Raw genomic sequence first — 17848 nt, 5'->3', positions numbered from 1 at the left:
GTAACACTATTCTATTGTCCCATCAGTATCTTCGCATATGGCGAATCGATCGGGATCATGATCACCGGCTCATTCTTCAGCGTGGTCACATAACTCTGCAGCGTACGGTAGAAGCTATAGAACTGTGGAGACTTGCCGTAGGCCAGATTGTAGATTTTGGCGGCTTCCCCTTCCCCTTCGGCAATAATCTTCTTGGAGTCGGCTTCAGCCTGGGCCATCAGCTCCCGGGAAGCACGATCCGCCTTGGAGGTGATCTTCTTGGATTCCTCATCCCCTTCAGACAAGTAACGCGCAGCAATGGACTGGCGGTCCGAGATCATCCGGTTGTATACACTTTGTTTGTTCCCTTCCGGCAAATCGGTACGCTTGATCCGTACGTCAATAATTTCAATGCCGTAATTGTCACGGGTTAAGGCAGTTACTACGTCTTTGGTGATCTCATCGTTAATATTGCCCCGTCCGGTATCCTCACTGATAATATTCTCATAGTTGATCTCCGACAGCTTACGGCGTACCGAGTTATATACCGCCTCATCAATACGCTGCACTCCCCCGCTGACCGTCTGAACGGTTCTTAAGAACTGCGAGGCGTTGGTAATTCTCCAGACGGTATAATTATCAACGACAATCGGCTTCTGATCCTTGGTCAGAATGTTGGTCGGCGTGCTTTCATAGGTCATCTGGTATTTGGGAAGCTCCGAGACATTCTCGATAAAAGGAATCTTGAACTTCAGGCCCGGCTCCTCCACCGTACGCATCGCTTCACCGAAACGGAGGACTACCTTATATTCCCCTTCCTTCACGATGTACATAGAGCCGGCCAGCAGAATAATCAGGACGATCGATGATATCAATAGGATGATCGGGTTTCTTTTCACTTGGCATCTCCTCCTTGCGGTGCGGCTGAAGGCGCCGGATTCACAGCAGCAGGAGCAGAGGGGCTATCCTTGGTGCTGCGCATCAGCTCATTCAGCGGCAGATAGTTCACAGTGTCACTGTTCGAGTTGGTAATGAAGATCTTGGCGTTAGGCAGGATCGTCTCCAGGGTCTCCAGGACCAGCCGGCTCTCGGTGACACTCTGATTATTGGCATATTCGGCAAAAATCGCATTGAACCGCGCAACATCACCCTGCGCATTCAGGATACGCGACTTCTTCTCGCCTTCGGCCCGCTCCAGCAGGGCCTGCGCTTCACCACGTGCCTTCGGAATGATATCGTTCTCATACTTCTTGGCGTTGTTGATCTTCGTGTTCTTCTCTTCACGGGCGTTGGTGACCTCGCGGAAGGCTTCCTCTACCTGGCCGCTCGGCGGCTCAATATCCTGGAATTTGATATCAATGATCTGAATGCCGGTATTGTATTTCTTGTGCAGGTCAACCAGCAGCTCCCGGACTTTATCCTGAATCACGGTCTTCCCGTCGGTAATCGCAAAATCCAGCTTCTCGGAACCAATCACTGCACGGATCGAGGAACTGGCCGAATTCCGCAGAAATTGCTCCGGTTCATCAATGTTATACAGATAATCACGGATATTGCTGATCTTCCACTGGACTACAGCGTCGGCAGAGACGATGTTCTCATCACCTGTAATCATCATGGCTTCTTCATCCACCGGCACAGCTCCTCCAGCCTCCTGGCGGTATCCGATATGAATCCGCTGGGTCAGCTCCGCAGGTACGGTAATTACATCCTGGATCGGATAGGGCCATTTGAAATGAAGTCCGGCTGAGCTCTCATTCGTATACTTGCCGAAGGTCAGAATTGCTGCACGTTCCTGCTCCTGCACGGTATAGAACGAAGTCGCGCCGATATACAGCAATACAGCCGCTGCGGCTACCCCCACTCCTATCCTCTTGTACATGCCCGGCTTCAACTTCGGCAGCTTAAACCCTGGGATATTATCGCCATTCTGGTTCATGAAATTCAAGATGCATCGCTCCTTTTGGCGTATTTTAGTCGTATTAAAGGTTTATATACGTGAATAAATCAAAAAAGTCGCAACTATTTCAGCTTTGTTCAAGCTTTCTGCATTTTGCTGCGATTCTCGCAGGTTTGACTGGTTATTTTACAGTACATTTGAAATGCAACATATTCGACCGTTACAATTTATTTATAGAGAGGAGGGCAAGATGTCAAAATTAATACTCGCATCTTTAGAAGCTTTGAAAAAGGCAATTTACAATAACAAAAATTTTAAAATTCAAAGAAATTTAGGATTTCAACTTACGTGTACATTCTCATTTTCTAAACCTGCCTTATTAAATAATATCGAAGAATTTGAGGCTGAGACGGATTTAAAGTTGCCAGATGATTATAAGTTCTTTTTGTCTTTGCACAATGGGATGGAACTATATAAGGATATTGAAGAATCAGCACCTCATTGGCATATTTTTGGTGTAGATGAAATTCAAGATGCACTGGATAAGTTCCCAACTCCTGATCATCTCTACGTTATTGCAAAATTCAGTGAGACTTTAATATGTGTAAATAGCGATTATGTAAAACAAGGAAGAAAGGATTATCTGTTTGAGCAATCAATCTATACCTCTGCTCGTGATCATGGTGAGCCGCTGAATCTGAGCTTTGAACTATGGCTTGATCGTTTACTTGTATCGCAGGGGGACCAGTTCTGGTTATGGAATGGGATCGCGCCAGATAATCTTAACAAGTACTTTTCATAAAATAACCATCTCAAGAAGGCTACTATATGGGAGTATACGATCCCTATTGACGAACAAATTCACCCTAACGAGTGAACCATGCTGGTAATCCTTGATGCGGCACCTGGGAAATCGGATTGTGATCGGTTTTTCGACTATAATGGGCCTGTCAGCCTTCGCACCGCTAAATGTGATCGGTTTTTCGACTATAATGGGCCTGTCAGCCTTCGCCTCGTCTAATGTGGTCGGTTTTTCGACTATAATGGGCCCGTCAGTCATCGCCTCGTCTAATGTGGTCGGTTTTTCGATTTTATCCCGCCTGTAAGCCTCTCAGTTTCATGCTGGAGTTATGCCTTGAAAGACATGTTTTTTTGCATACGTTTGACCCGTTGCACACCAAAAACCCCCGGAAAAGCGCAAACCTGCGTCTTCTCCGGGGGTTTTTCTGTAATGCTTTTAATTACCCGATTTGTTACGGAAATAATTCTGCAGGAATTCCTTGGCCCGCTCGGACTTCGGATGATTGAACACCTCGTCCGGCGTTCCCTCCTCGACGATTTTCCCTTTGTCCAGGAAAAGCACCTTATTGGCCACTTCATAGACGAAGCTCATCTCATGGGAGACCAGGATCATCGTCTGACCGGTAGCGGCGGTCTTCTTGATCGTCTGCAGCACCTCGCCCACCAACTCAGGGTCCAGCGCTGAGGTAGGCTCGTCCAGGAGCAGCAGCTTCGGATTCATTGCCAGGGCGCGGGCAATGCCTACCCGCTGCTGCTGGCCGCCGGATAGATGCTTCGGATAATAATGCGCCCGGTCCGCAAGACCTACTTGCTCCAGCTGCTCCTGTGCAATCTGTGCGGCCTCGCGGTCGTTCATCCGCTTCACGATCTTCAGGCCTTCCTTGACATTATCCAGCGCGGTCCGGTGCTGGAATAGATTAAATTGCTGGAAGACCATCGCCGTCTGCTTCCGCAGCTCCAGCCGCTGCTTGTTCGTGATCGTGCTGAAATCGACCTTGAAGCCTTCGAGATCAAGCACGCCCTGATCCGCCTGCTCCAGACAGTTGAGCGAACGCAGGAAGGTGGACTTGCCCGCACCGGACGAACCGATGATGGCCACAACATCTCCCTTGTTAATCTCGACAGAGAGATCGTCCAGAATCAGATTGCCGTGAAAAGACTTGGATAAATGGCTTACCTTAATCATCAGATCTCTCTCCTTCCCCAAGAGAACCAGCCGCGGTTCATAGCCCCGGCAGCGGAGTCCGGAATGGAGAACCGCTTCTCCAGGAATCGGAGAAGCTGCTCAATCAGAATCGTCATCACCCAGTAGATGATCGCCAGGGCGAGATACACCTCGAAGAAGCGGAAGTTGCTGCCGGAGATAATTTTCCCCTTAGCCGTCATTTCGATTACACCCGCAACGAAGGCCAGTGAGGTCCCCTTCAGCAGTCCGATCAGTGCGTTGCCCAGCGGCGGAATCGCCACCACCAGCGCCTGTGGAACGATGACTCTTCTCAGCACCTGAAGATAGGTCATCCCCAGAGATTCAGCGGCCTCGATCTGGCCCTTGTTCACCGATTGCAGCGCAGCGCGGATCGTCTCCGAGTTGTACGCCGCTTCATTGAACGCGAAGGTGACCAGCACGAAGATCATCGCCGGAATGGCATTGATATTATAGTCCGTCCCGTACTGCTGATTAATGAATTTGAGTAACAACGGAATTCCGTTATAAGTCAGATACAACTGCACAATGATCGGCGTTCCACGAATGAACGAGATGAAGACTGTGACTAACTGGCTTAACACGGGAATCCGGCGCATACGGATAATGGCGAACAACAGAGCAAACACAAGGCCGACGATCATCGAGATGACCGTAATCTGCAGACTCACAGGAAGGACCTCTAACAGACGAGGTATCGCTGTGAACACCGCGTTAATATCAAAAATCTCTCCCATGCCGTCTTACTTCCTTCCACGTTCAATTTACAGGGCGACGCTCTAACACGGTCTGACCGTCAACCGTCTGCCCTCATAGATAATTTCAGTATGATACCGTTCGTTGCTTACCTTATTAAGCCGCTCCACCAGGGAAGCCGCCGCTTCGTCCGAAGCCAGTACCGGAAGCCCGCGCTTCGTCACTGTATCATGGGTAAGTCTAAGATCAATCGGAATCAGCTCATAGCTGAACCGCTTGTCCTCCACACTCAGATCGAACATGACCAGGAAGTTCTCCGAGAACTTGCGGTCGCTGTAGAAGCCCTGCCAATTCCCTTCGCTGTCCTTGGTCCGGTTCTTGTGCAGGGTGGATGGAGCTTCATTCTCGGCATACCCGTAGGCGGTGAACATCTCCGGAGATACAATCGACTCTCCCGCTTCGAACTCCATGAACAGACTGCCTATGTTATAAAAAATAGGCTGGCCCTTGTACAGCTCCACCCCTCTGGTGAAATGGGCACCATGTCCGAAGACACAGCTCGCCCCGGCATCCACCGCACCCCGCGCGAAGGTCTCAATAAACTCTGCCGGATAATCGGAGTACCAGTTCTCATTCTCCCCTTCATGCGTATGCAGGCTGACAAAAACATAATCACTGCGCTCCGCCGCATCCTGAATGCTGCGGTAGATTTCCTGCTGATCCTGCTCATGCGCTGCCGTCTTGACGCGGGACTGTTCACCCTTCTCGAAGGTTAAATAGCCTTCAAAAAACGAGCCGAATTCATAGTAATTCTCCGATCTGCTCTTAAAGGTCTCAATCCGCTTGCCTTCCTCCATGCTGGAGGCGATGCCGATGCGCTCACTGATCTCCTTCAATGTGCTGAAGTCCTGATCGTTCACGACGTACGTACGCGACCAGCGGAGCGGGTTGACCCCCGGACGGGCCGGAACGCCGTTCCCCGGATTCGAGGCAGCGAACACTTCGCTTCTCGTTACATCTATGGTGATGATCGCAATCCGCCCGTCTGGCGTATCCACAAACACCGGCTTACGCGCTTCATGCAGGCTCATGCCCACTCCAAGCGGAGTGAGACCACGGGCTTCCGCTTCTTCGATCGTATCCACAAGACCCTGGGTCCCGTAATCCCCCGTATGATTATTCGCAAAGCTCACATAACGGATATTGAGCTTTCCGAACTCGTCCAGCGCCTTGGGGCGCACACTGGTCTGGTAGCCGCGGCCTGCCGCCGGAGCGGTATTCAGGCGCGGAGTCACGAACTCTGCATTGGTAAAAGCTTCATCGGCCCCTTGCAAGAGAGCCAATAGCTCCGGGTCCATCGTCTTATCTAAATTGCTGCTGGAGAATAATGCATCTCCCGAGACTAGAAATTTCATGTGCTCACCTTCCTCCGGTTACTCCATCAGCTCTTTTTTAGGCAAATAGTCGCCGCCAAGCTGCTCTTGGCTAATCTTCAGCAGGGTGCCGTCTGCATACATTTCCTTGATTCTCTTGTTGACGGTATCCAGCAGGGTGCTGTCCGCAGACTTGGAGAGCAGGATATAAGATCCTGGATCACTATTCTCTGTAGAGAACGCAACCACCTTCAGGTTGGTGAAACCATGCTCCTTGATGGCCTTCTCGGCAGAGACACGGGAAATGATGCGCACATCGTACTTGCCGGCTTCAATACCTTCGAACTGCTTTACGAAATTCTCGTCGGTGTAGATAATCTCTGCTTTGGCATCCGGGTTCGCTTCATTATAATTCTCCAGCAAAGTGGCACCGGAGTTGCCTACTTCTGTTACGGCCTTATAGCCTTTCAGATCTTCTACCGCCTTAAGGGTATTGTCGTCCTTGCGGACTACGAATACATTCGCATTCTCAATAATCGGGAGTGAGAAATTGTATTTGCCGCGTCTCTCCGGGTTGGAGCTGAAATTGTTCGCCCCCAGCTGGAAACGTCCATTATCCAGGCCGGTCAGAATCCCTTCGAATTCAATCGCCTGCACCTCTAGCTTATATTCCGGAAGGTCCTTGAAGATCGCCTTCATTACTTCCACATCGTAACCTGTCAACTGCCCGTCCTTCTCGTAGCTGAAAGGGTTACTTACCCCGCTCGTTGCAGCAATGATGGTCTTCGTACCGGTCCCCTCGCCGTTTGTCTCAGCGGAGCCTGCGTTATTCTTACTTCCATTACCGCAGCCTGCAATGACCAACCCGAGCAACAGAATCAGAATGCCTGGCACAAATTTCTTCTTCATTATAACTTCCCCCTCGTCTAGTAAAAGCTCTCTCTTGTTGTGCTATGATGTCCAACTTATCATAGTCATTTAGTCTGGAATTATTATGTCACGGGGTATACACGGTGTCAAGGTGAACGGGTAAAGGAATTGACGAATGCTGGCGAACGAAGTCGATTGAGGGCTGGGGCGTGCTTTAATCTAATTCATTAAAAGTCGCAGTCTTCCGGCTAACTCCTCTGCCTCTGCCTCCGTACACGAGTTCTGCTGCGCAATCAGTGCAACCCCTTTGGCGCTGTGGCTCAATCGCGGAATGAAATGGGCATGGAAATGGGGAACCCCATCGACCATGATTACGGAATAGACCCGTTCCGCCCCGGTTGACTGCTTAAGCGCCGAACTTAATTTTTTCACCAGAATTCCGTAAGAGCCTGCTTCTTCCTCAGTCATCTCAGAGAAATCGAGCAGATGCCGCTTCGATTCCAGCACCAGTTGCCCCGGAACGGATTGCTCCGCAGGAAAGTGACACACCTTCCAATGTTCATCCTCATATATGTATCCCCCCGGCGGCTGTTGAGTATTCCCCAAATGCTTCTCACAAATGAAACAAGTCGTCATGCGGATCGCCTCCTTCTGTTAGGATAGTCAACCGTGTGACTGTGACTGCTACGAAGACCGTACCACTCTCTTCCGGCGCGCCGGAACCTTGACGCCCTCCTTCTGTAGCTTACTCCAGTTGCCGGGATTGGTCAGGTCCGGGATGCGCTGCTCCAGAATGTCCTGATATTGAAGGGCCTTCTCTTCCAGATGGGCAACGCGCTGCTTGGCCTCCTCCAGCTGAAGAAGCGCCGCTTCCCTGTATTCCATCATCATGGCAAAGCGCTGCGCAACGGTCGAATCGCCTTCCAGGCAGAGGTCGACATAGGTTTTGATGCTTTCTATCGGCAATCCTGTCTGCTTGAGACATTTGATCCCGTACAGCCAGTTCATCGATTCATCGTCGAACAGCCGGATGTTGTTTTTGTTGCGCTGAATAGTTGGCACCAGACCTTTATCCGTATAGAAGCGTATAGCATGTTCAGTAAGTCCAGTTATAGCGGCAGCCTCTTTGACAGTATACATGATATTCCTCCTCGAAATGATTAGCCTTCCAGAATATCCAGAATGTCCAGCAAATCTGGTATTTTTCAATACACTCATCATACTGTAGGCATCATTCCCATATGAATAAAAAGAAAGGTCTGGCGTTTGGAAAGGGAATCTGAATCTGCAGGAGGAATATCATATGCATGACCAAGATGCATCTCAGGAAAATAATCAGCTAGATACACAAGAACCTAAACAGTCAAATGATTATCTAAATGTATTGAATCAAGCCAACTTATTAATTAACCAAAGGAATCTTGAGCAGGCCGCTGTGCTTTATGAGGAACTCCTTTTAGAAACAAAGATGACGAGAGAAGAAACATATGAGGTATACGCAAAACTTTCGGATTGCTACTTATCCTCTGGCGATGTAAATAAAGCTTTGTTATCATCGTTCCAATCCTTTACTTATGGAATTCCCCACCCTGTAATATGTTACAAAATCGGAGTTTCATTCATGGAGAACAACCAAGTAAATTTGGCAATTTTCTGGTTTGATATGGCTACAAAAGAAACAATAGCACGTGAGCATGTAAACTATGACGCCGCCTTTTCAAATTGGCTTCCCCATCTACAGTTAAGTGTATGTTATTACAAACTAGGTAAGCAAGAGAATGCTTTTCATCATCATAAACTAGCAAGAAACTTTAATCCCAATCACCCAAGCATATTATCCAACGAAAACTATTTTAATTCTATATTCCAACAAAAAGGAAGTGACTCCTTAGTGGAATCGAAAAAAAACGACTCTGGACCAATGGATGGCGATTGGAGAGTATTGGATATTAACCAAAATGATGTTCATTTCACCGGAGAGCGGATTTTAATTAATGATTTTGTTAAATTAAATTACGGAGTTGCGCTTGAAGAACATTTGTGCAGATACAGATTTTCCCAAAAGTTCGTCAAGAATAAGCGAGTGTTAGATGCCGCCTGTGGGGCGGGGTTTGGGAGTAAAATGCTGCAGGCTGCCGGAGCGAGTCATGTACTTGGCATAGATATTGATGAAGCCTGCTTGGAAAATGCGCGAAAGACTTATGGCCATGATCAGATTTCTTATACCTACGGCAATGTTAACAAGCTTGAACTTGAAGATAAGAGCTTTGATATCATTGTTTCCTTTGAGACCATTGAGCATATCGATGACGGCAGTGTATGGATCAAAGAATCCGCCAGGCTTCTCAAGGATGACGGATTCTTCATTGTCTCCACGCCTAACCGCAACCTATCGAATGCTGGTGCCTATTTTGTGGAGAAGCCATTAAATCATTATCACAAATATGAGTATACGATTGTCGAGTTTGTGGGGGAACTGCTGAAAGAATATGATATCTTGGAGCTATACGGGCAGACATTCATTCCAGATTATACTTTCCCCCAATTCCAGCTTCTCAGAAATGCGGCAAATATGAGCCCTGTAACCACACCCTATGATAATCCTGTAATTAGCGGACATGAGTTAGTAGCCCTCGGAGATGTAAAAGATCTTAATGCTGCATATGTTGTAGCTGTGTGCTCAAAAAAGCGTGCCCTCTTCATAGACAAATAAAAACGGCAATGAGACAGGACCGGCCATTGGGCCGGTCCTGTCTTTGTTTGATGATGTCATTATCTCTTGAAAAAAAATAATAATCTCTACTTGACTTCGTGTAACACGAAGGCGTTAGGCTCATAATACACTATATCATCCATAGGAGGACAAGATCATGCAGACTGTAACCTTGAACAATGGAGTGACCATGCCGATTCTCGGCTTCGGGGTTTACCAGATTTCGGATAGCGAGGAATGCGAGAACGCGGTGTATGAAGCAATTACAGCCGGTTACCGCTTAATTGATACCGCTGCCGGTTACCTGAATGAAGAGGCAGTGGGCCGCGCAATCAAACGCAGCGGCGTCCCGCGCGAAGAGCTGTTCATCACGACCAAGCTGTGGATTCAGGATGCCGGGTACGAGAGTGCCAAGCTGGCTTTTGCCAAATCGTTGAAGAAGCTGCAGCTAGATTACCTTGATCTATACTTGATTCACCAGCCGTTCGGTGATTATTACGGAGCATGGCGTGCGATGGAAGAGTTATACCGCGAAGGCTCAATCAGAGCCATCGGCGTCAGCAACTTCATGCCCGACCGTCTCATGGACTTGATCGTCCACAATAAGGTCGTGCCCGCCGTCAATCAGGTGGAGACGCATCCATTCCACCAGCAGTTCGACAACGCTGCTTTTATGAAGGAACAGGGTGTGCAGATTCAGTCATGGGGACCGTTCGCTGAAGGACGCAACAACCTGTTCAGCAATGAGGTGCTGTCCGCAATTGCCGGCAAGCATAACAAATCGGTCGCCCAGGTTGTGCTACGCTGGCTTGTTAAGCGTGATATTGTTGTGATTCCGAAGTCCGTGCGCAAAGAGCGGATCGTGGAGAACTTCGATATTTTTGATTTTGCGCTGAGTGCAGAAGATATGGCTCAGATTGCTACGCTCGACACGGGCGAGAGCCTGTTCTTCTCCCACCAGGACCCGGAAATCGCCAAACGTCTGGGCAACTGGAAGGTTGATCTGTAGGTTCGATAGCAAAGGCCCATGCACTGGCTGCATGGGCCTTTTACAATTTCATACAGACAGGTCAGCACATACGGCTCTTTACCCTTTCCTAAGCCGGAACACGGACAGCCTCCCTTATTTTACGGATTCCGCACAAATCTGACAGCATCGGCGGCTACATACCCGCTGGTTCCGTTGTTACGGATGGTCACGCTGCCCGAGGTACCGGCTGTAAAGGTATAGGTGCCGATGAAATTCCATACCCCGCCGTTTGCGGTCTGGTCTATACTCTGCGTAGCCGTCCCCCCGGCATGAACGATGTCTAAGGGAATCGCAGTGGCGCGGTTGATATGCTGCGGCCACATCATATAGACGCTATAGGTAGCTGTGACGGGTAAGTCTGGGGTGAAGGTCACACTTTTGCTGCCTTTGCCGCTGTTGTCATCATGCAGATAGTTGACGCCGTACCGGTCAGTCTGCACCGCAGCGGTCTTCCAGCTTCCGCTCTTCAGCACTCCGGTGGTGTCATTATTGTCCACAATCACCTCTTCACCAGGCAGGGTCGGCGGCGTGCCGCTGCCCAGGTCAAAGGATGCTTTGAACGTCTTGCCCTTGGCCGCGCTGACATTCACCGTTAATTGGATGGTCGGGCTGAGCTGTGTCACCGTTATCCCGGCATCCGCCGTATATCCGCTTGCCGAACGGTCCAGTTCCACCTCAATTACGCCGGTGCCCGCTTGGGTCGGATCGCTGACAGACAGCTCCAATGTATCCCCGGCTTCCCGGGTCATCACTGCCGCTTTCTTGTTAACAGCGATCAGATCGGCGGAGCTTAGCCCATCCTCCCAGAAATTCGCTCCGATGATGCCGAGTTTCGTTTCTTTTACCGCCTGAACACTGGATGAATTCGCCAGCACTTCAATATCTGGAGCAGCAGCATAAGCGCCCACTTGAGCAGCGGACTTGCCCGGAAGCAGCACATATTCATATTCGCCGTTACTCGGATTGACACCATGATCCAGCCATAAGGTCATATAATTGCGGGTGACCGGCGTGGAAGGTGTGACCGGACGGGGGTTGATCTGCTTCCAGTTGCCTGTTCTGGCCTCTCTCTTAGCGGCAAGCGATACCTTCTGCGGAAAATAATACCCCGTATCCGCACCGGCGGTGCTTCCCGACAAATGAGCCCACTCCACCTGATCCATGGTATCTGACCATGCCAGCGTGGATGGCTTCACTTCACCATTTACAGTAAGCGTATTGCTGCCCGCCGTGTTCAGCTTCCGGTTCTCAAACGTAGTCTCCACAGCAATATTATCCGTGCTGCTAATGCCCGCGCCGAGCGCAACCACTTCGTCATCGAACATAAACCAGGATTTCTTGGCTTCAAGCGTATGACCCGCATACTGCAAATCCATACCCGAGCTTCCATATAGATTCTGGATATCGGTGCCGCCGGTCCACGGCTTGGTGCTGGTGTGGCTGCTTGAAGAGGTCTGGGACAGCACCGTTGTTCCCGGCAGGCGGTAACTATCAACAGTTGGCCAGTAATCATCACTGTATTGTCCAAGATCACTGTTATATAAGCTGGTCATACCGGCCGAGGTATACCAGGCTTTGGCGTTCTCGCTGTTAATCGCTTCATAACTGCTGATCCGGCTGGAATACATCGCAAGCCCGAAGCTATAGCCCGGCCGGTGCTGAACAGCCCGGTCCATCGCCGAGAACTGCTTATAACCAATAAGTTCTGCCGCCGGTTCAATCAACGGGTCCCCGGTTATAGTCTTGGCCTGAGCGATAGCGGGCACGGGGGCATCTGCATAGAAGGACTTGAACGTATCCGCTAGAATCCAGCCCTTAAGCATCCTTTTAACATCGGCTGATGGAGCAGGCGGCGCGATTGCGGACAGCAGCAGAATCCCTTGCATCACCCGGTGTCCCGCTTCATGGTCCTGACTGTAATGTCTGGAGATTTCCCGGCCCCGGACCATGTCCATTATCGCACCCTTGTACATCACCGGCTGATAAGAGTTATACACCCAATCCCACACATTGGACTGCTTTGGATCAGCGACCTGCCAGGAAGAGCCGTGAAGCATCACCATCAGATCACTGACCGCCAGCAGCAGATCAATTCCATAACCTCCGGTGTAGGGGATATTGTTATGCTGAATGAATGAACCATCCCGGTAGAAGCCGTCTCCGCTAAGCGTATAACTGAAAATAGAGGACAGGCCATCACGGGCAGCGGCGATCTTGGCTCCGTCTTTGACGAGGATTCCCCGCTCGCCTACAACTATCGCTTTCCAGGCACGGTTAGCTCCTGTCAAGGTAACTGCGGGCGAGAAGCGTTCCACCGCTGTCATATAATTAGCAATTTGAGCCGGGCTTAAGATGTCATACATCAGCACCGCCGTATCGTTAAGCTGCATGGGAATGCCAATTTGCCAATCCCACCAGTTGCTCGTTCCGCTGGCAGTCGGCGTTACCGCCTCGTGATATCGGGTAGTGTACATATAGTCGAGTGCAGCCACGATATCGCTTCCGAGCTGACTATTCTCATGCAGCGCCGTACCGGCAGTAGCATACGCGAGCGACATCGTCTTCAGCCGTTCATAGGTTACCCGGATATGAATCGAATTCCCGATGCCCGGGTTATCGCTCCACAGATAAGTACGGCTCGGCGAGGTATTCATCGTCTGCCAGTAACCGTCCGCTTCGTTCGCCAGCCTGGTCAGAGCTGCGGCAACATCAGCATCCGTCGTATTCAGGGTGGCCCCTCCTGTAAGCATCACCTTCCGATTCTCCCGCATCCCGTCGAATTCATCCGCAGCACGGGCGCGTTCTGCTACTCCTCCCAAGCCGCTGACCAGCAGCAGTAGCACTAACGCCACCAAGCCGCTTTTCATGAGTAACCTTCTCGTTAACGTTCCTCTCATTAGCAACCTTCTCATCCATAATCCCCCTTTGCATCATATTCAACATGTTCACGAAACAGATAGTCTGGCTTTCTGGCATAGACAAGCTTGCTGTTCCTGCGCTCATGTTGCGGCTTTCCTTCATACGTTAGCTTGCTTTTCCTGCACCAATGTTCCAGCATTCCATATCACGCAAACTTGCTGTTTATGCGCTCATAGTTCAGCTTTCTTTCACACACAAACTTGCTTTGCCTACTCATAGTTCAGATTTCCCACACATAACCTCGCTTTGCCTGCTCATAGTTCAGCTTTCCCACATACGAACTAGCTTGTTGTAAAGCGCTTTCATTTAATAGTATAGATAGAGTCCGGTAGTGAAAGAAACTACGTGCATTCGAGAAAAGGTATGATATTTCGAGCGTTCCGGCAAAGATGCCCCTCATTCCCGCCTGCTGCCCACCTTTGACGGATTGAGGTGCACTTGTGCCCCTCATTCACGCCTACCGCACACTTTCGGTCTACTCAAAGGGATTTATACACCTCATTTCCTCATTTAGCTAACTTTCGGCTCAACCAAAGGGATTTATACCCTTATTTTCATCATTAATCCAACTTTCAGCTAATTCAGAGGGATTTATCCCTCTGAATCTCCCAAAAAAGCCGCAAAACCTTGCGGCTTGCGGCGTGCAGCTTGCGGCATGCGGCCAGCAGCTTGCGGTTACGGGTTAAATTTTGGTTTACGGTTTACGGTTTACGGTTTACGGTTTACGGGTTGGTTTACGGGTTGGTTTACTATTTACGGCCTACTGTTTGCGCTTTGCAGCCCGCGGTTTACGGCCCGCGACTTACCACCCACAGCTTAATAACTTAGTACATTTCATAACTAAGCTTAGAGTCCAGCTCACCCTCACGGTCAAATGCTGCATATATACAGAGCTGACCAGCCGGGGTATCCCCGGCATCGTAGCCGATACGGAAGGAGTGGTCTTCGGCGAACGTCAAGTCGGCCAGCACCAGCTCATTCACATCTTCATCAGGATGAGCGTCCGCAATTAGCTGCAATACCTGGTTAAGCAGCTCCTCCAGCTCTCCCCATACCTTTTGAATCCGGAGAGTCAAGCCGCTCATTGCGGCCTTAGTGTGAACTTCCGCTGTAACGGTAAGCTCATTCCCCCTGATTTGAAGCTGCGCCGTATAACAGGTAAAGGTAGTGTCATATTGAAAAATCCCTACTCCCTCCACACTATGCTCCGGCTGCGTAATGAGGTTATTGGCAAAATCCAGTTGTACAAGCTGCGAATGGAGACTCGTATCCAGTACCGTAAGTTTGTTCTCAGAACAATAGAGTTCGGTCAACTGCGTATTGTGGCTGAGGTCCAGACTCGTAATATGATTATTGAAGCATCGCAGACTCGTAAGAGACGGATTGCCACTGGTGTCCAGACCCGTTAAGTGATTATGATTGCAGCGGATTTCCGTCAGCTCTGTACAGCTTGTCATATCCAGCTCAATGATATAGTTGCTGCTGCAATCGACCCGCTCCAGCGCCGTATTGTCACTAAGCTTCAATTGATGCAGCGAGTTATAACTGCAATTCAGTACCTTGAGCCGGGGATTGCTGCTTAACTCCAAGTTGGACAATATATTCTCATGACACTCCAGCGTCTCCAGCGCAGGATTCTGGCTAAGGTTCAGCGTACGGATATGATTCCTGCTACAGTCCAGTTCCTTCAACAGCCGATTAGGCTGAGTATTCAGTTCAATCAGCCGGTTGCTCCGGCAGTTCACAGTCATCAGTTCCGCATTCCGGCTAAGCTCAAGCACAGTTAACTCGTTATACGAACAATCCAGCTCCTGAAGCGCCGTAAAGTGTCCGATCCCCTGTAGACTTGAGAATTTGCAGCCCTCAAGCTTCAGTATGGTCACGCTGTCAAGATCACTCTTGAAGATTGAATCACGGCCACCGCAGAAATTGTCCCTTACGAACTGCCTGAATCGTTCATCTGCGAAATCTTCGGTTATTGAAATCTGCATGGTACTCCCCCTCTAAAATCATTGGGATTATTCTACCATACTCCGCAGTGTCATTCACTTGAAGCTCACATTCATAGATTCGCCAAGTCCCAAGCTCAAACAAGCTCCACATGGAACGAGGCGCCCCCGGCACCGTCAGGGTCGAACAGCAGCCTCACCTTTCCGGGGTCACCAAGGTCAACCATGATCCGGTCTGACTTGTGGATCACAGCCGTAACAGGCCGATCGACTTCAAGCTCCACTTCGATTGGACGGCGCTGCAGTTGTGTCGGATCGGCTATAGCCAGACTCCAGCCTGCCGGATTCTTGTGCAGAACAATAGAGGCTGGACTGCTGCAAGCAATCCCACCGCAGCTATACCAACAGGGCTGCCAGAAATGCACGGCAAATAGCCCCAATCCGGTATCTTCCACCGCGTGCACCTGGTCATTCAATTCCACAATCCGTAAGCTTGAATCCCCGGCGAAATCAGCCGTTTCTTCTTCACTCCAGCCAGGCAACAGCACATAGGCATAAGTATCCCCCTCCGGCGCTGTTCCATGATCGAACCAGAGCGTCTGATAGAATCTCTCGATTACCGCAGAGGAACCGGCGTCATTGATAGCCTTCCAGCTTCCTTGCCGGGCCTCGCATAAGGTATGGACACGGCAGCTTGCCGGAAAAATAATCCCCACATCCGCTTCCCTATCACCGCCAGCCATATGAATCCACTTGGGGTCAAGGAGTTCGGTCTCCGCATACCCCGGAGTCCGGCAAATCTCTGTTCCGTCTGCTGTAATCCTATTGTCGCCTGCCGGGTTCAATTTCCGGTTTTCTATAATCGTTTCCACTCTGGCGGAATTCCGGCTTTGAATACCCGAACCTAAGGCAACGATGCGGTTACCGAACAAAAACCAGCTTTTGAGCGCAGTCAGTCCACCAGCTTCATTAACAACATCCTGAAGCTCCATCGCAATGGCGCCGTATTGGTTATGCAGCACAGCCCCGCCAACGTAAGCTCTATGGCTTAAGCGGCCTTGCCCAGATCCATCCTCCTGCAGTGTCTTCGTTACCGTAGTTCCAGGCAAGCGGTAGGAATCAACCGTCGGCCAGTAGTCATCCGCATATTGCCCCAGGTCGCTATTGTACAGAAGACCCATGCCGTAAGAAGTATACCAGCCCTTCAGATTCTCTCTGTTGATAGATTCATAGCTATAGATCCGGCTGGAGAACATACTAATAGAGTAGGCAAAACCAGGACCCCGCAGCACCGCCCGGTCCATCTGGGCAAACAGCTTGCAGAAGGTCTCTTCCGGGGCAGGGGGCATAAGTCCATCGTCCAGCAACGTCCTCGCCTGGGCTGCGGTATCCGGCGGCGCTTCGGAGATATACGGTTTATAGCTGTCGGCAACCATCCACCCTTTCACCCTGGAGAGCAGCCGTTCCTGATCCGCCTCACCCAGTATGCGCGAGAAGCGTAAGCAGGAGGTAATCACGGCATGTCCGCTCTCATGATTCTGCGAATCCTCACGCGAAACTTCCCGGCCGCTCACCATATCCAGCATAGAACCCCTGAACATAAGCGGTATGAAGGAACGCTCTATCCACTGGGCTGTCAGATCCCGGGCCTCACCCGGCAATGCCCAGGGGGTACCGTGTAACCACACCATCAGGCGGACCACATCATGCAGCAGTGAAACCCCATATCCCCCGGTGTAGGCATACTTGTCATGCTGAATAAAGGAGCCGTCTTCATAGAAGCCATCCCCTTCACTGGCATTCCTGAACAGCGGAAGCAGCGCATTCCGGGCGGCGGACAGCTTCTGCCCGTCGCCCTGAATCACAGCAGTAAGGGCAGAAGCCGTAGATTTCCAGACCAGATTCGCTCCGGTACACGGCAGGGCCTCAGCCGCGAACCACCGCGCATGAAACGCCGGATCGCCCACATATTTGTCTACGGGGAGGAGCAGGTGCTCTAGGAACTCCTTATCCAGCAGCTCCTCCATGAGCAGCAGGGTCTCCAGCAGCGCGATCGGCACCCCAATCTCCCAATACCACCAGTTGCCATAGGGCTGACAGGTTTCGTTGTATTTATGCTCAGACAGCCATTCTAATCCATAAATGATCTTTAGCCTTAATGAATAGTCCATATCATAGGGACACTCGGGAGACTTCAGCGCGATGGCCATCTCCTTCAAACGGAGGATGATCTGAAATACATCCGCAGCATTCTCCTGAACCGGAATATCTGCCCACAGAAGTTCCTGTTGAATGAGCATCGTGTCCAGATCATTGCTGACCCGCTTCAGCGATTCAGGGCGAAGCTTATCTCCAGAGATGTATTGCAGCCATTTGTTTTTTAAGCTCTGCATGGATATTCTCTCCTTGAGCCG

At 50.3% G+C, this 17848-nt stretch carries 14 protein-coding genes; 3 read left to right on the top strand and 11 right to left on the bottom strand.

Annotated features, from left to right (window positions below):
* Positions 1-11 precede the first annotated feature (11 nt).
* Both hflC and hflK read right to left on the bottom strand, forming a co-directional pair.
* Positions 12-878, bottom strand: coding sequence for a protease modulator HflC (gene hflC, locus MKY96_RS05705; protein ID WP_340939084.1), 867 nt, complete (start codon positions 876-878; stop codon positions 12-14).
* Positions 875-1918 (bottom strand): FtsH protease activity modulator HflK, encoded by a 1044-nt coding sequence (gene hflK / locus MKY96_RS05700; RefSeq protein ID WP_340944459.1) that lies wholly within the window; start codon positions 1916-1918, stop codon positions 875-877. Before hflK ends, hflC begins: the two co-directional genes overlap by 4 nt.
* Positions 1919-2129: 211 nt before the next feature.
* Here hflK and MKY96_RS05695 point away from each other — a divergent pair, with 211 nt between their 5' ends.
* Entirely contained in the window at positions 2130-2681 is a 552-nt protein-coding gene (locus MKY96_RS05695) for an SMI1/KNR4 family protein (RefSeq protein WP_340939083.1), read from the top strand.
* A gap of 435 nt (positions 2682-3116) precedes the next feature.
* Here MKY96_RS05695 and MKY96_RS05690 read toward each other — a convergent pair whose 3' ends face one another.
* The 6 genes from MKY96_RS05690 to MKY96_RS05665 all read right to left on the bottom strand — a co-directional run bounded on the left by MKY96_RS05690 (position 3117) and on the right by MKY96_RS05665 (position 7963).
* Positions 3117-3866 carry an amino acid ABC transporter ATP-binding protein gene (locus MKY96_RS05690; protein ID WP_340939081.1) on the bottom strand — a complete coding sequence of 250 codons (750 nt, stop codon included), beginning with the start codon at positions 3864-3866 and terminating at the stop codon, positions 3117-3119.
* Positions 3866-4621 carry an amino acid ABC transporter permease gene (locus MKY96_RS05685; RefSeq protein ID WP_340939079.1) on the bottom strand — a complete coding sequence of 252 codons (756 nt, stop codon included), beginning with the start codon at positions 4619-4621 and terminating at the stop codon, positions 3866-3868. Before MKY96_RS05685 ends, MKY96_RS05690 begins: the two co-directional genes overlap by 1 nt.
* Before the next feature lie 42 nt (positions 4622-4663).
* A complete protein-coding gene (locus MKY96_RS05680) occupies positions 4664-5995 on the bottom strand; it encodes a CapA family protein (protein ID WP_340939077.1) in 1332 nt (443 codons plus the stop codon).
* Positions 5996-6013: 18 nt separating this feature from the next.
* Complete coding sequence (locus MKY96_RS05675) at positions 6014-6862, bottom strand: transporter substrate-binding domain-containing protein (RefSeq protein WP_340939074.1); 849 nt, start codon at positions 6860-6862, stop codon at positions 6014-6016.
* Between the two features lie 180 nt (positions 6863-7042).
* On the bottom strand, positions 7043-7459 hold the full coding sequence (locus tag MKY96_RS05670; protein ID WP_340939073.1) for an HIT family protein: 417 nt from the start codon (positions 7457-7459) through the stop codon (positions 7043-7045).
* Positions 7460-7507: 48 nt separating this feature from the next.
* Entirely contained in the window at positions 7508-7963 is a 456-nt protein-coding gene (locus MKY96_RS05665; RefSeq protein WP_340939070.1) for a MerR family transcriptional regulator, read from the bottom strand.
* A gap of 163 nt (positions 7964-8126) precedes the next feature.
* Between MKY96_RS05665 and MKY96_RS05660 the strand changes: the two genes are divergently transcribed.
* Positions 8127-9536: a class I SAM-dependent methyltransferase gene (locus tag MKY96_RS05660; RefSeq protein ID WP_340939069.1), complete on the top strand. Its 1410-nt coding sequence runs from the start codon at positions 8127-8129 to the stop codon at positions 9534-9536.
* Positions 9537-9693: 157 nt separating this feature from the next.
* Entirely contained in the window at positions 9694-10545 is an 852-nt protein-coding gene (locus tag MKY96_RS05655; RefSeq protein WP_340939067.1) for an aldo/keto reductase, read from the top strand.
* Positions 10546-10664: 119 nt separating this feature from the next.
* On the opposite strand, the gene MKY96_RS05650 is transcribed toward MKY96_RS05655, so the two are convergent.
* From MKY96_RS05650 to MKY96_RS05640, 3 genes are all read right to left on the bottom strand, one after another.
* Entirely contained in the window at positions 10665-13433 is a 2769-nt protein-coding gene (locus MKY96_RS05650; protein ID WP_340939065.1) for a polysaccharide lyase family 8 super-sandwich domain-containing protein, read from the bottom strand.
* An 876-nt stretch (positions 13434-14309) separates the two neighbouring features.
* Positions 14310-15476 (bottom strand): leucine-rich repeat domain-containing protein, encoded by a 1167-nt coding sequence (locus tag MKY96_RS05645; RefSeq protein WP_340939064.1) that lies wholly within the window; start codon positions 15474-15476, stop codon positions 14310-14312.
* A 95-nt stretch (positions 15477-15571) separates the two neighbouring features.
* A complete protein-coding gene (locus MKY96_RS05640; protein WP_340939063.1) occupies positions 15572-17827 on the bottom strand; it encodes a polysaccharide lyase 8 family protein in 2256 nt (751 codons plus the stop codon).
* Between the last annotated feature and the right edge of the window lie 21 nt (positions 17828-17848).

This window comes from Paenibacillus sp. FSL R7-0302 (genome assembly GCF_038006885.1).
Taxonomy (GTDB): Bacteria; Bacillota; Bacilli; order Paenibacillales; family Paenibacillaceae; genus Paenibacillus_AQ.
This window is presented reverse-complemented; position numbering and strand designations above follow the sequence as displayed.

What these genes read in the sequence shown, in the direction of transcription:
- MKY96_RS05675 (WP_340939074.1), bottom strand. Translation starts at nt 6,862, where the DNA reads ATGAAGAAGAAATTTGTGCCAGGCATTCTGATTCTGTTGCTCGGGTTG.
- hflK (WP_340944459.1), bottom strand. Translation starts at nt 1,918, where the DNA reads ATGAACCAGAATGGCGATAATATCCCAGGGTTTAAGCTGCCGAAGTTG.
- MKY96_RS05650 (WP_340939065.1), bottom strand. Translation starts at nt 13,433, where the DNA reads ATGAAAAGCGGCTTGGTGGCGTTAGTGCTACTGCTGCTGGTCAGCGGC.
- MKY96_RS05640 (WP_340939063.1), bottom strand. Translation starts at nt 17,827, where the DNA reads ATGCAGAGCTTAAAAAACAAATGGCTGCAATACATCTCTGGAGATAAG.
- MKY96_RS05680 (WP_340939077.1), bottom strand. Translation starts at nt 5,995, where the DNA reads ATGAAATTTCTAGTCTCGGGAGATGCATTATTCTCCAGCAGCAATTTA.
- MKY96_RS05695 (WP_340939083.1), top strand. Translation starts at nt 2,130, where the DNA reads ATGTCAAAATTAATACTCGCATCTTTAGAAGCTTTGAAAAAGGCAATT.
- MKY96_RS05670 (WP_340939073.1), bottom strand. Translation starts at nt 7,459, where the DNA reads ATGACGACTTGTTTCATTTGTGAGAAGCATTTGGGGAATACTCAACAG.
- MKY96_RS05645 (WP_340939064.1), bottom strand. Translation starts at nt 15,476, where the DNA reads ATGCAGATTTCAATAACCGAAGATTTCGCAGATGAACGATTCAGGCAG.
- MKY96_RS05690 (WP_340939081.1), bottom strand. Translation starts at nt 3,866, where the DNA reads ATGATTAAGGTAAGCCATTTATCCAAGTCTTTTCACGGCAATCTGATT.
- MKY96_RS05660 (WP_340939069.1), top strand. Translation starts at nt 8,127, where the DNA reads ATGCATGACCAAGATGCATCTCAGGAAAATAATCAGCTAGATACACAA.
- MKY96_RS05685 (WP_340939079.1), bottom strand. Translation starts at nt 4,621, where the DNA reads ATGGGAGAGATTTTTGATATTAACGCGGTGTTCACAGCGATACCTCGT.
- MKY96_RS05655 (WP_340939067.1), top strand. Translation starts at nt 9,694, where the DNA reads ATGCAGACTGTAACCTTGAACAATGGAGTGACCATGCCGATTCTCGGC.
- MKY96_RS05665 (WP_340939070.1), bottom strand. Translation starts at nt 7,963, where the DNA reads ATGTATACTGTCAAAGAGGCTGCCGCTATAACTGGACTTACTGAACAT.